The 13018-nt window shown below is 33.2% G+C and carries 10 protein-coding genes; 7 read left to right on the forward strand and 3 right to left on the reverse strand.

Translation table 11 applies throughout. The features are described 5' to 3' along the window. Positions 1-34: 34 nt before the first annotated feature. Positions 35-1459, reverse strand: a complete 1425-nt coding sequence (gene aldA, locus NSR03_RS00395; RefSeq protein WP_002511527.1) for an aldehyde dehydrogenase — start codon at positions 1457-1459, stop codon at positions 35-37. Positions 1460-1732: 273 nt separating this feature from the next. Here aldA and NSR03_RS00400 point away from each other — a divergent pair, with 273 nt between their 5' ends. The 4 genes from NSR03_RS00400 to mhqD all read left to right on the forward strand — a co-directional run bounded on the left by NSR03_RS00400 (position 1733) and on the right by mhqD (position 4815). Next, on the forward strand, positions 1733-2167 hold the full coding sequence (locus tag NSR03_RS00400) for a MarR family winged helix-turn-helix transcriptional regulator (protein WP_002506696.1): 435 nt from the start codon (positions 1733-1735) through the stop codon (positions 2165-2167). Between the two features lie 68 nt (positions 2168-2235). Beyond that, entirely contained in the window at positions 2236-3192 is a 957-nt protein-coding gene (mhqE, locus tag NSR03_RS00405) for a ring-cleaving dioxygenase MhqE (RefSeq protein ID WP_046465962.1), read from the forward strand. Between the two features lie 53 nt (positions 3193-3245). Next, entirely contained in the window at positions 3246-4145 is a 900-nt protein-coding gene (locus NSR03_RS00410; RefSeq protein WP_021338587.1) for a VOC family protein, read from the forward strand. 76 nt (positions 4146-4221) lie between these two features. Beyond that, on the forward strand, positions 4222-4815 hold the full coding sequence (gene mhqD, locus NSR03_RS00415) for a methylhydroquinone degradation carboxylesterase MhqD (RefSeq protein WP_069813396.1): 594 nt from the start codon (positions 4222-4224) through the stop codon (positions 4813-4815). 254 nt (positions 4816-5069) lie between these two features. Here mhqD and NSR03_RS00420 read toward each other — a convergent pair whose 3' ends face one another. Beyond that, a complete protein-coding gene (locus NSR03_RS00420; RefSeq protein WP_021338586.1) occupies positions 5070-6128 on the reverse strand; it encodes a YkvI family membrane protein in 1059 nt (352 codons plus the stop codon). A 348-nt stretch (positions 6129-6476) separates the two neighbouring features. Between NSR03_RS00420 and NSR03_RS00425 the strand changes: the two genes are divergently transcribed. Then, positions 6477-8252 (forward strand): cation:proton antiporter, encoded by a 1776-nt coding sequence (locus NSR03_RS00425; RefSeq protein WP_031265858.1) that lies wholly within the window; start codon positions 6477-6479, stop codon positions 8250-8252. A gap of 66 nt (positions 8253-8318) precedes the next feature. On the opposite strand, the gene NSR03_RS00430 is transcribed toward NSR03_RS00425, so the two are convergent. After that, positions 8319-10271, reverse strand: a complete 1953-nt coding sequence (locus NSR03_RS00430; RefSeq protein ID WP_046465959.1) for a fructose-bisphosphatase class III — start codon at positions 10269-10271, stop codon at positions 8319-8321. A 517-nt stretch (positions 10272-10788) separates the two neighbouring features. On the opposite strand from NSR03_RS00430, the gene putP reads away from it, so the two are divergent. Continuing rightward, positions 10789-12339, forward strand: a complete 1551-nt coding sequence (putP, locus tag NSR03_RS00435; protein ID WP_021338583.1) for a sodium/proline symporter PutP — start codon at positions 10789-10791, stop codon at positions 12337-12339. Between the two features lie 303 nt (positions 12340-12642). Next, complete coding sequence (locus tag NSR03_RS00440; RefSeq protein ID WP_002506704.1) at positions 12643-12927, forward strand: putative quinol monooxygenase; 285 nt, start codon at positions 12643-12645, stop codon at positions 12925-12927. The last annotated feature ends 91 nt before the right edge of the window (positions 12928-13018 follow it).

Raw genomic sequence — 13018 nt, forward strand, 5'->3', positions numbered from 1 at the left:
TTACTGTTATTATTCAAGTCTGTGACTGATGTGTCTAGTCGTATCTTATATAAGATACAGTGGTATTATAATATTCATCAAGTCCATGAATGCCATCAGCGCCACCTATACCAGATTCTCTCCAACCGGCATGGAAACCATTTACAACTTCTTCAGCTTCACAGTTAGCATAAACTTCGCCAAATTTAAGTCGCTCTGTAGCAGTCATTATTTCTTTTAAATCTTCAGAAAAGATAAATGACGATAATCCGGCATTAGTATCGTTTGCTTGTTCAATAGCATCTTCAAATTCATTATATGTCACAATCGGTATGACAGGACCAAAAATTTCTTCTTTAAATGCACTATCTTGAGGATTAACTTTATCTAAAATAGTTGGTTCATAAAAATAGCCGGCGCCATCAACTTTATGTCCGCCTGTAATTAAGTCAGCACCATTTTTCACAGCATCTTGTACTTTGTCATCAATGCTATCAAGCTGTTGTTGATTAATAATAGCACCATAGTCCGTGTCTTTATTGAATGGATCACCAACTTTAAGTTGTTCCATCTTACCTTTTAATTTATTGATAAATGTATCGTGAATCGCTTCGTGTACAAAAATACGTTCTGGACATGTACACACTTGACCAGCATTGTTTACTCTTGCTGTAACGATATAGTCAACAGCTTTATCTAAATTAGCGTTTGAAGTGACGAGCGCAGGTGCATTACCACCAAGCTCTAAATTAACCTTTTTAACTGTACTAGCACTTTCAGCGTATACAGATTTACCTGCACGCATACTACCAGTAAGAGAGATTAATTGAATGTCCGGATGTTGTGCCAATTGAGTGCCAACTGTTTCGCCTTTACCTGGTAGAATTTGTACAAGACCAGCAGGTATTGTAGATTCACGAATAAGTTCTGCAAGTTTAAGTGTAATTAAAGAAGTTGCTTCACTTGGCTTAATCACTACCGAACAGCCAGTAACGATAGCTGGTATGACTTTTCTCATTAATACCATAATTGGCGCATTCCAAGGAACGATGCCAGCAGTAACACCAACAGGTTTTTTCGTAAGTAAAATAGTTTCGTTTTCACGACTATTTTGTAAAACTTCACCTTTGTTACTCATGCTTAAACTAGTCATATAATCGATGAACTGAATCGCTTTATCAATTTCACCCTTAGCTGAAGCAAGTGTTTTACCTTGTTCTTTAACGTATAGTTCTGCCAATGTATCTTTATTCTGTTCTAATAATGGAATTAATAATTTTACATGATCAGCACGCGTAGGTTCAGGTACTTTTTCCCATTCTAACTGGGCGTGTTTTGATTTTTCTACTGCATCATTAACTTCGGATTCTGTTGCGAATGAAATTGTATCTATTATTTCTTCCGTAGCAGGGTTGATTACGTCTGCTGTGTCAGTTGATTTACTTTCGATAAATTCATTATTAATAAATAATTTGTTCAATTATGACACCTCCATATACTTTCTTCTACCACTGAATGTTTTTTGAAAACGAGAATGAGAGAAATAATATTATTTTGTATAATAATTAATGAGATATTTTAATTTGATTTTGAAGTGAAAATAAGCGATGAAAATGACTTTTAGTCTCAACTAAGACCATAAAATAGATGTTTTATTTATTTTGGTATATTTTTTATACTTATATGTTGACTATGTTATTGAGAGGTGTTATATTTATCTCGAATTCGAAACAAATTGAAAGTTGGTGACGTAATGGACCGTACAAAAGAATCATTAAATACATTCATTGGATTAAACCGAACGGTAGACTATTTGGAACAAATTGTTAGGACAGACGTTCAACGTTATGGCTTAAATCTTACAGAATTTGAAGTAATGGAATTATTGTATAACAAAGGTGATCAACCGATACAACGTATTGGACAGAGAGTATTAATTGCTAGCAGTAGCATCACATATGTTGTAGATAAATTAGAAGAAAAAGGTTTTGTAATCAGAATACGTAATGAACAAGATAAACGTGTTACCAATGCTTCGCTTACCGATCAAGGACATGCATTGATGGATGATATATTTCCAGAACATGCAGCAACGTTAACATCAACATTCTCGGTACTTACCGATGAAGAAATGACCACATTAAAACAAGCTTTGAAAAAAATAAGTGCTCAATCCACAGAAGTGTAGTAGCACTTTTAAAATTTAGTGAAAATTACTTCGAAATCGAGATAAATTATAAAATAAGGAGTTTTATTATGACAAACAATCAATTATTAGGTATCCACCACGTAACTGCGATCACTGACGATGCAGAAAGAAACTATAAATTTTTCACAGAAGTATTAGGTATGAGACTTGTTAAAAAAACAGTAAACCAAGATGACATATATACGTATCACACATTTTTTGCAGATGATGTAGGTTCACCAGGAACAGATATGACATTTTTCGATTTTCCTAATGTGCCAAAAGGTACTGGGGGAACAAATTCAATTTCACGTTCATCGTTTAGAGTTCCAAATGATGCAGCGCTTGAATATTATGAACAACGTTTTAATGACTTTGAAATAAAACATGATGGCATACAAACGTTATTTGGCACAAAAGTTTTACCATTTGAAGAAGTGGATGGTCAAAGATACCAACTTGTATCAGATGAACATAATACAGGTGTTGCACCGGGTACACCATGGAAAAATGCTCCTGTACCAACAGACAAAGCTATTTATGGATTGGGGCCAATTGAAATTACAGTTAGCTATTTTGAAGATTTTATCAAAATATTAGAACAAGTCTTTGGTATGAAAGTGAAACATGAAGAAGAAAATGTTGCTTTATTAGAGGTCGGCGAAGGTGGCAATGGCGGTCAAGTAATTTTAAGAAAAGATGCTGAAGGACCAGCATCGCGTCAAGGCTACGGTGAAGTACATCATGTGTCATTTAGATTAAAAGATCATGAAGCAATTGAGCAATGGATGGAAAAATATAAAGAATTAGGTATAGGTAATTCTGGCTTAGTAGATAGATTTTATTTTGAAGCTTTATATGCACGTATTGGTCATATATTAATTGAAGTATCTACAGATGGCCCAGGTTTTATGGGTGACGAACCATATGAAACACTTGGAGAAAGTCTAGCACTGCCACCATTTTTAGAAGAACAACGTGAATATATTGAATCAGAAGTCAAACCATTTAACACAAAACGATAAAGTACTCGCGTTTAAAAAAAGTGCAAAGGTAAATAATTAGGGGGGGAATAATTATGGAAGCAATTCAACACATTCATCATATTTCAGCAATTGTAGGTAATCCAGAAGAAAACATTCAGTTTTATAGAGATATATTAAATTTAAAATTAATTAAAAAAACAGTGAATTTCGATGACCCGTCTACGTATCATTTATATTTCTCGAATGGCAACGTCGATAATGGAACGATATTAACGTTTTTCAATTGGCCAAATGCGCATAAAGGTCGTATTGGTGCAGGCCAAGTTGAAAGAATTGCGTTTAGAATTCCAAAAGATGCTATTGCAGCTTGGGAACAACATTTACTAGAAAATGATATAAATGTAGAAAGAACACAGTTATTCGATAAAGAAACTTTAGAGTTTGATGATATACATGGTTTGCCATTGGCACTTGTTGAAGGAGAAAAAAATGCAGATAATGACAAAGACATTATTGGTTTTCATGGTGTAACGATGTTGTCGATGGATCCAATAGCGACTGCACGTACCTTAACAAATGATATGGGATTGTCGCAAGTAAGTGAAAACGATGATTATATCCATATTGAAACAGCTGGTGATTGGCAACATCACGTCATGGTTCAGAAAGTCGCACCGGAAGAACATGTACGTTGGGGTGTTAGCGTTGTACATCACATTGCTTGGTCTGTACCTACAGATAAAGACCATCGTGGTTGGCAAGTAAAAATGACAGGAAAAGGTTACCACGTAACAGATGTTAAAGACCGTAATTATTTTAATGCAGTTTACATGAAAGAACATGGTGGTATTATTTTTGAATTTGCGACAGAGGGGCCAGGGTTTACCGTTGATGAACGGTTTGAGGAACTTGGTACACATTTGATGTTACCACCTCAATATGAAGAAAAAAGAGAAGAACTTTTACGCCATTTACCACCAATTAAAATATAATGATGTATGATAATAGCAATTTTACACAGTAGCAAGTTTAATGAATATAATACACAATTAAAGGAGATGTCGATATATGGAACACATTTTTAAAGAAGGCGAAGCAAACGCACCTACATTTATTTTATTACATGGTACAGGCGGGGATGAAAACGACTTGTTACCATTAGGTGAAGTATTGAATTCTAAATATAATGTATTAAGCGTTAGAGGAGAGGTTTCTGAAAATGGTATGAACCGTTACTTCAAACGTTTAGGAGAAGGAAAATACGATATCGAAGATTTAGAATATAGAACAGAGCGCTTAATTACATTTTTAAAAGAAGCGGCTGATAAATATAACTTTGATTTAGCACAAGGCATACCGGTAGGATTTTCAAATGGCTCAAATATAGCGATTAGCATGATGTTACATGATGATATTACATTTAAAAAAGCATTGTTATATGCACCACTTTATCCTGTAGATTTAGTGAACAATAAAGATTTAAGTGATGTAGATGTATTACTTTCTATGGGAGAAAACGATCCAATCGTTACTGTAGAAGCTAGTAAGAACGTAATTGATATTTTTGAGAGTCGTGGAGCAAATGTGACGCAAGTTTGGGTGAATAGTCACGAACTGACGCAAGCAGGTATTCAAGCAGGTCAAACAGTATTAAATCAATAATATATAATAATGAAAAATGTGAAACATTAAAACAATAGCAAGAAATAGAAGACATAAACTTCATGTGTGTAATAGAGCGCATGCAGTTTATGTCTTGTTTTTTAATTTATAGATCATAATAACTAGATTTAAAATAGATAAAAAATAAGAGTCACTCTCAAAATAGAGTGACTCAGTGCGGTGGCAAAATATTCAATTTTGTCTGTATCCTATAAAACTGATTTTCTTTCGGAATATAGATAATCAATTATGTGTTATTCGGGTTTGTTTTTAAGTATACCTTTAATAAATATTGGAATTAATAGAATGAAACCGAAAATACCCATGATAGGGAATACTTTGCCTATCAATTCGATAAAACCAATAAAAGTTGTAGCAAAAGTAATAATTGCCATTATGGTAATTAAAATGTAATACGATTTACTATAAGGCTCAGTAAAGCGTGAAGCGAACGCATACATTAATCCTACGACTGTGTTATAAATAACTAAAATCATAACGATAGCCATAAATACACCAATAAAAGGGGAAATATTATTGGCTAGTAATAATGATGGGAGTGCAACGCCTGTAATTTGGGCAAATTCTGTAACCATACCGAGATTGAGCATTAATAATAGGAAGGTAATGATAATACCACCAAAAATACCGCCCCAAATAGTTGATTTCTCAAATTTTAAACGACCTCCCATTACTGAAAGGAAGCTAAAAGCAGCAGCAATTTGTAAACTTCCGTAATTGATGGCATCGAACCACCACCAGTTATCTGTGCGGCCTTCACTATTTGCATAGCTGTTAGCAGCCTCAAAATTAAATTGGCCAGTTGAAAAATAATATATGGCAATAATCGTTACAATTAAGACTAAGAATGGGGTAACCATGCCTAATACAGTAATTAAGCGATCAAATTTTAAAAATAGTGTTAATAAAATAACTAAGATTAATAAAAATGAACTAAGACCATAGGGAATATCAAAACTTTCATTAATTGTAGATACGCCACCTGCAGTCATAATCATTGCTAATGCAAATAAAAATAATGTTAATATGACATCAAATATCGTTGCAATAGTACGAGGTAAGTAAAATTTGATCGGTTCTGTATGGCTATGTGAACGCAGACGATAACCTGTGTTCAGTACAAAAACCCCGCCAACAGTAATAATCAAGCCAGTAATAAAAACGCCATACACACTAAAATTACCGTTACTTGTAAAAAATTGGAAAATTTCTTGCCCTGTAGCAAAGCCAGCACCTACTACAACACCGACAAATGCAAAAGCAACAATAATAATTTCTTTTAATTTATTCATATTGTTTGGAATCCTTTCATGACAATTCATTATCCGAATTAAGTTATGTTATATAAAAAGCATCACAATAGTTAATTCTACCTTAAAAAGGAAGAGAAATAAACACGAAAGTTTATTTGGTGTAGACATATGTATATCAGGAGAGTACTTAATGAGGTATTTCGGAATAACACTACGATTAAAGTGAAATATGTGTGGGTATATAGTGAAGGTCATTTTAGTGCGTTAAACTTAAAATTTTGATAGTATGTTTTTCTGTTAATGAATTTTTGAAAGAAAGTATACAAAAATTGTTTGATATTAAAAATAGAGAGAGGGAGTTATGTGACTTTACTAAACTTACCATTAATGTTGCTCATCGTTATATTTTTAGCGCTCGGCATTTTCAGCCAGTGGTTTGCTACCAGAATTAAATGGCCATCGATTGTAGTCATGGCTATCGTAGGGTTACTCGTAGGGCCTATATTTGGTCTGATTAACCCTCAAGAAAGTTTAGGACAAGAAGTGTTCAGTCCGTTAGTATCATTAGCTGTAGCTATTATCTTATTCGAAGGAAGTAGTAATTTAGACTTTCGTGAATTAAAAGGTATTTCTAAGGCAGTGATGCGTATCATTACTATAGGAGCTACGATTGCTTGGATCTTAGGTTCAATTGCCTTACATTATGTATTAGGATTCTCATGGGCAATTTCACTCGTCTTAGGCGGTTTATTTTTAATAACGGGGCCTACCGTAATTCAACCATTATTAAAACAAGCTAAAGTTCGAAAAAGTGTAGATTCAATATTAAGATGGGAAAGTATCATACTTGATCCTATTGGACCTATGTTAGCGCTCGGTGCTTTTTATGTGTTTCAAATATTTGAGCAGGGCTTTGAATTGCAAATTATATTGAGTTTCGTCTTACGCTTCTTAGTAGCTGTGGTCATCGGTTTTGGTGCATCATACTTATTTATGTGGCTGATTAAACGTGATTTAATCCCTCAAAATCTCATGCCACCGATTCAATTAGTCTTTATTTTATTAATATTTGCTATTTGTGATGAAATTTTACCAGAATCTGGATTACTTGCAGTTACAATTTTCGGTTTAATGATGGCACGTATGAAACGTCACGATTTAATATTCAAAGAATCTGATCATTTTATTGAGAACACATCATCAATCATGATCTCGACGGTATTTATTTTAATTACATCTTCTTTAACATTAGAAGTGTTAAAAAGTGTCATGTCATGGAAATTATTTATTTTCTGTGCAATCATGATTATTTTAATTAGACCGATTTCAATCATACTGGCTACGATAAATACAGAAATTTCAAAACGTGAACGCGCGATGGTATCTATGATGGCGCCGCGTGGTATTGTCGTACTTACTGTTGCTCAGTTTTTTGGTGGCTTATTTGTAGAGAAAGGTACACCAATGGCTGAATTCATCACGCCAGTTACTTTTGGATTAGTGTTTATTACCGTAGTAATTTATGGTTTTAGTTTCTTACCATTGAGTAAAGTTATGAGGCTTTCAAGTACAGAACCACCAGGTGTAATCATTGTAGGAGAAAGTGAATTTGCTTTTCATCTCGGCGCAAAATTGAGAGAACATAATATTCCAGTTATGGCATTTAATTTATTTAAAAATACGTCTCAACGCTCACATGATTTAGATTTTGAAATTTTTGAAGGCAATTTACTGTCTAGTAATGATCGTATTTATGCAGATATGACGCGTTACAACAAATGTTTACTCATGACGCAATCATTTGTATTTAACAGTCTAGCATTTAATGAATTAGTCCCAGAATTTGGTTTGAAAAATGTAGATATGATGCCCGTGTCGTTTAGTGATGAACATGCACGAAGTAATGTGGACGGGCCAATCAAAAATCATATCCTTTTTGATTGGAATTTTACATCACGTTGGTTTAACCGTTTTATTAAAGATCACAATATTATAGAAATACCAGTATCTTGTAAAGGTGAGTTAACTAAAAATGATATGATACTTTATCATATTAGTGATGGTAAAGTCGTAACATTCAAGCGTGGTAATAATAATCCTGTAGAATCAGAAAAAGGGATGATTGGTTATTTGAAAGACGCTTATTTACATCAGAATATATAGAAAAAATCCATTTGCGCAATAATTTATTGTTAGCAAATGGATTTTTTATGCGTTTATTGAGTTGTTTTAATTTACGAAGCGGTCATGCATTAATTCTTTTAAGATATCGATTTTTTCTTGGATAGTTTGACCTGAATTCGTATCACGTATTTTTTTACGTTGTAATTCTTTATCTACGACGCGACGAATCGAAAGTTCATCAGCACCGTTAAGCAGAACATGCTCTTTCGAATTAAAATGTTTATGAGCTACAAGCTGCATACCGAATGAGTTGTAAAGTAAGGTATAGCCTGCGATACCAGTCGTTGATTGGTAGGCTTTTGAGAAGCCGCCGTCGATTACGATCATTTTACCTTCTGCTTTAATTGGATTCTCGCCATCAATTTCTTTCACAGGGGTATGTCCGTTGATAATATGGCCTTGTTCAGGATCTAAGCCAAAGTCTTTTAGCATTTTTTTACACATATCTACATCTTCACGTAAATAATAATATGGGTTTTTAGCTTCTTTATGTGCTGATTTATCACTAATAAAGTAACGTTCGAAAGTTGTCATTGCTCGTTTACCAAATAGTGAAGAATATTTACCAGTCCATAAATACCACACGAGATCAGTTGCTAAGTCATCTTCAATTTCTTTATTATCGAATGCTTTTCTGACGTGAGTTTCAAAGTAGTCTAATAGATTTCGACCATAGCGTTTTTCACCGTCTATCGTCATAGATTCCATTTCACCGTTTTCATCTACAGGAATGCAACCATGGATAAGTAAATTACCGTTATAAGGCAAATAGAGCTTACCTTTTTGCATTAAGAAAGTCATATGACGTTTTAATTTTTCTGATTGTTGAACAGATAATAATAAATTGTTCATCACTTCTTCTTCTTCTTCAAGTAATTTATTAGGCTCTTCAGGATCAATTGTTTGGAAACAAGTGTTTTCTAACGTGTAAGTCTTGCCGTACAATGTTGCTTCATTTTTTGCATAGTCGATATTTTCTAACACTAAACGTTCTTCCATTTCGAATGCTGGACGACGTTTAATAATAGGCGCTTCTAATTTAAACTGTAAGATTGCGACAGCTTGATGTATTTTCGTAATTTGTTCTAATTCTGCTTGGGTTAAATCCTGAGTATTTTTAGGTTGAAATGCCTTATTATTACCATCATAGTATTTCTCAGCAAGTGTTAATAATGGACGTAAATTAATACCATAGGCATCTTCAACAATATCTAAATTATTGTAACGTGCACAAATGCGCAGTAAATTGGCTAAACAAACCTTAGAACCAGCATATGCTCCAATCCATAAAACGTCATGATTGCCCCATTGAATATCTACTGAGGGATAATCAATAAGTGTTTCTAAAATTTTATCTGGTTCTGGTCCACGATCATAAATATCACCCACAACATGTAAATGATTAACTACTAAATGTTGGATGGTAAATGATAGACCGATGATTAAATCATCAGATTGTTCAAGCTCTATGATTTGATTGATTAATGTTTCGTAATAGGAATGTTTGTTATTGTATTTATTACTTTTATACAGTAATTCTTCAATAATAAAGACATAGTTTTTAGGCAGCGATTTACGTAATTTTGTTCGTGTATATTTTGATGAGGCATATGTAATCAATTTAATTAAACGATTAATTGTAGTTACATACCACTCATCTAATTCAGCTTTAGAAGTAAAATTATTTTTTATTAATTTTATTTTTTCTTCTGGGTAGTATACGAGTGAGGAAAATTCATTAATTTCTTTACGTGTTAAAGTATCTTGGAAAATGTCATTGATTTTTGACAGTACATTTCCAGAGCCATTACGTAACACGTGTTGGAAAGCATGGAACTCGCCATGTAAATCACTGACGAAGTGTTCTGTACCTTTTGGAAGTTCTAAAATAGATTCCAAATTAATGATTTCTGTAGCCAATTCTTCTTTTGAGTGGAATTGTTCTGAAAGTAAATCTAAATATCTGTCCTTTACGCTTTTATCCGTTGTTTTACACATGATTTATGTCACTCCAGTTGTATAGTTTTTGTAATGTTTTGTATTACAGCTATGTAAAACGCTTTCATTATATAGTTTTTATTGTAGCATTAATTTTGATTATTATGTCTATTTCTTATTATATTATTAACTGTAAATAAATTCTAAAAAATGGCTTAATAATGTATAAAAGATAGAAAATGTATACATAAGCTTATAAATAAAAAAGTTCGATTATTACAAAAAATAATGTAAAATAACATGTTACTCAAATACATTAAAAACGATATTTATATAAAAGTTGTGGGAAACATACATTTTTGTGAATAGTAAAAAGAGATTAAAAGCACCAAAGGAGAATTATTACACTTTTAATTTTAAGCGTTAAAAACGCTTATATATCAGTGTTCAAAGTGCCATAAAACCTTTTTATTAAAAAATATAAGAAAAAACTTTCTGATAAGTGGTTTAAAATCTCTCTGATTTTTGTATAATGAATGCATGTGACAAAATCATAAAATAAAAGGGGGTTTGTTCAATGTTTACATTGGGAGCATCATTACAGAGTCAAGTAGACCCGAACTGGCAAACTTATATTATGCTAATTGTTTATTTCATTGTTTTACTAGGCATAGGTTACTATGGCTTTAAACAATCGACAGGCAATGTCAGTGAATATATGTTGGGCGGCAGAAATATTGGTCCATATGTAACAGCACTATCCGCAGGTGCATCCGACATGAGTGGTTGGATGATTATGGGACTACCTGGGGAAGTTTATACAACTGGGCTATCAGCAGCGTGGTTAGCGATTGGTCTAACTATAGGGGCATACATAAACTATATTGTTGTAGCACCGCGTCTCCGTGTATATACAGAGAAAGCTGGGGATGCCATTACGCTACCAGATTTCTTTAAAAATAGACTAGATGATAAATCTAACTCTATTAAAATAATTGCCGGGGCAATTATTGTTGTATTCTTTACGTTATATACTCATTCTGGAATGGTTTCAGGTGGGGTATTATTTGAAAGTGCATTTGGTGTAAATTATCACTTAGGTATGGTAATCGTAGCAATTATTGTTATTGCATATACATTCTTTGGTGGTTATTTAGCAGTATCATTAACAGACTTTTTCCAAGGGGTCGTTATGATTATCGCTATGGTTATGGTACCGATTGTTGCTATGATGCAGTTAAGTGGACTTGATACAATATCACAAGCAGCAGAAATAAAACCTACGAATTTGGATTTATTTAAAGGTACAACAGCAATAGGTATTATTTCATTCTTTGCTTGGGGCCTAGGTTATTTTGGTCAGCCGCATATCATTGTACGTTTTATGTCTATCAAATCAATTAAACAAATACCAACAGCAAGACGTTTTGGTATCGGTTGGATGGCAGTCAGCTTACTAGGTGCAGTAGGGGTTGGTCTTACAGGTATCACATTTATTAATAGTGGTGGCGCAGACATACAAGATCCAGAAACACTATTTATTTTAATGGGACAAATTTTATTCCATCCGCTTGTTGGTGGGTTCTTACTTGCTGCTATTTTAGCCGCGATTATGAGTACAATTTCTTCACAATTGTTAGTGACATCAAGTTCATTAACAGAAGATTTTTATAAATTATTCCGTGGTGAGAAAGCAGCCAAAGAACATCAAAAAGAATTTGTTTTGGTGGGACGTTTATCAGTAATCGTTGTAGCACTTATATCGCTTTGGATTGCTTGGACACCAAACGACACGATTTTAGGTCTTGTAGGTAATGCATGGGCAGGTTTTGGTGCAGCATTTGGACCACTTGTTCTATTGTCATTATATTGGAAAGGCTTAAGTCGTACTGGTGCAGTAAGTGGTATGTTAGCAGGGGCAATTGTAGTAATTATATGGATTGCATTTGTTAAACCACTTGGTGAAATTAATGATTTCTTTAATTTATATGAAATCATACCAGGCTTCTTAACAAGTTTAATTGTAACGGTTGTAGTAAGTAAATTTACTAAAAAACCTGACATCGATGTTGAAGGGGATTTAGCAGATGTACGTCAAACTGTTAAAAGCGTTGGCAAGAAAAAGTAAAACATAATTTAAATAAGGGGTTTAAATTATGTAGTCAAAATTAAACAAATAAGCTAGATGAAGTTTTATATTAAACTATAAAGTCACTCATTTAGTTTAAAACGGGAGAAATTATATATAATAAAAGACTAACTTCAAAGGGGGAGTTAGTCTTTTTTTGATATATTTGGTTTCAAAATTTGGAGTATTTCGATTTATTACTGAATGATACTTTTTTTAACAATTGATATTAAGCATGCAATGTTTGCGATATTTAGTTTGCGGTAATTTATAAAGATAATGATTTCCTAGGAGGAGAAAAAGATGATTACTGTAAATGCGATAATGAAAATTGATCCGTCAAAGCGTGATCAGTATTTAGCGTTAGTAGAACCGCTTGTACTAGCAGCTAACAAAGAAGACGGCGCATTGTATTATGCACATTTTGAACGAACGGATGAGCCTAATACATTTGCTTTTATCGAACAATATGAAAATGAAGAAGCTTTAGAAGTACACAATGGCACAGAACACTTTCAACACTTTTTCAAAGAAGTTACGCAATATTTGATTACAAAACCTGATATTAAGGTTTCTCAAACTAAATAAAATACCATTTCAAAAATAAGAGTCTAAACTTACACAATCTCGTGAGTTTAGACTTTTTATGCCTTTTAATATGGTCGATTAAGACACTAAG

Origin of the sequence: Staphylococcus sp. FSL W8-1207 (genome assembly GCF_038003745.1) — a bacterium.
Taxonomy (GTDB): Bacteria; Bacillota; Bacilli; order Staphylococcales; family Staphylococcaceae; genus Staphylococcus; species Staphylococcus equorum.

Coding starts and splice junctions, on each gene's coding strand:
- NSR03_RS00400 (WP_002506696.1), top strand. CDS start 1,733: ATGGACCGTACAAAAGAATCATTAAATACATTCATTGGATTAAACCGA.
- mhqE (WP_046465962.1), top strand. CDS start 2,236: ATGACAAACAATCAATTATTAGGTATCCACCACGTAACTGCGATCACT.
- NSR03_RS00410 (WP_021338587.1), top strand. CDS start 3,246: ATGGAAGCAATTCAACACATTCATCATATTTCAGCAATTGTAGGTAAT.
- mhqD (WP_069813396.1), top strand. CDS start 4,222: ATGGAACACATTTTTAAAGAAGGCGAAGCAAACGCACCTACATTTATT.
- NSR03_RS00420 (WP_021338586.1), bottom strand. CDS start 6,128: ATGAATAAATTAAAAGAAATTATTATTGTTGCTTTTGCATTTGTCGGT.
- NSR03_RS00425 (WP_031265858.1), top strand. CDS start 6,477: ATGTTGCTCATCGTTATATTTTTAGCGCTCGGCATTTTCAGCCAGTGG.
- NSR03_RS00430 (WP_046465959.1), bottom strand. CDS start 10,271: ATGTGTAAAACAACGGATAAAAGCGTAAAGGACAGATATTTAGATTTA.
- putP (WP_021338583.1), top strand. CDS start 10,789: ATGTTTACATTGGGAGCATCATTACAGAGTCAAGTAGACCCGAACTGG.
- NSR03_RS00440 (WP_002506704.1), top strand. CDS start 12,643: ATGATTACTGTAAATGCGATAATGAAAATTGATCCGTCAAAGCGTGAT.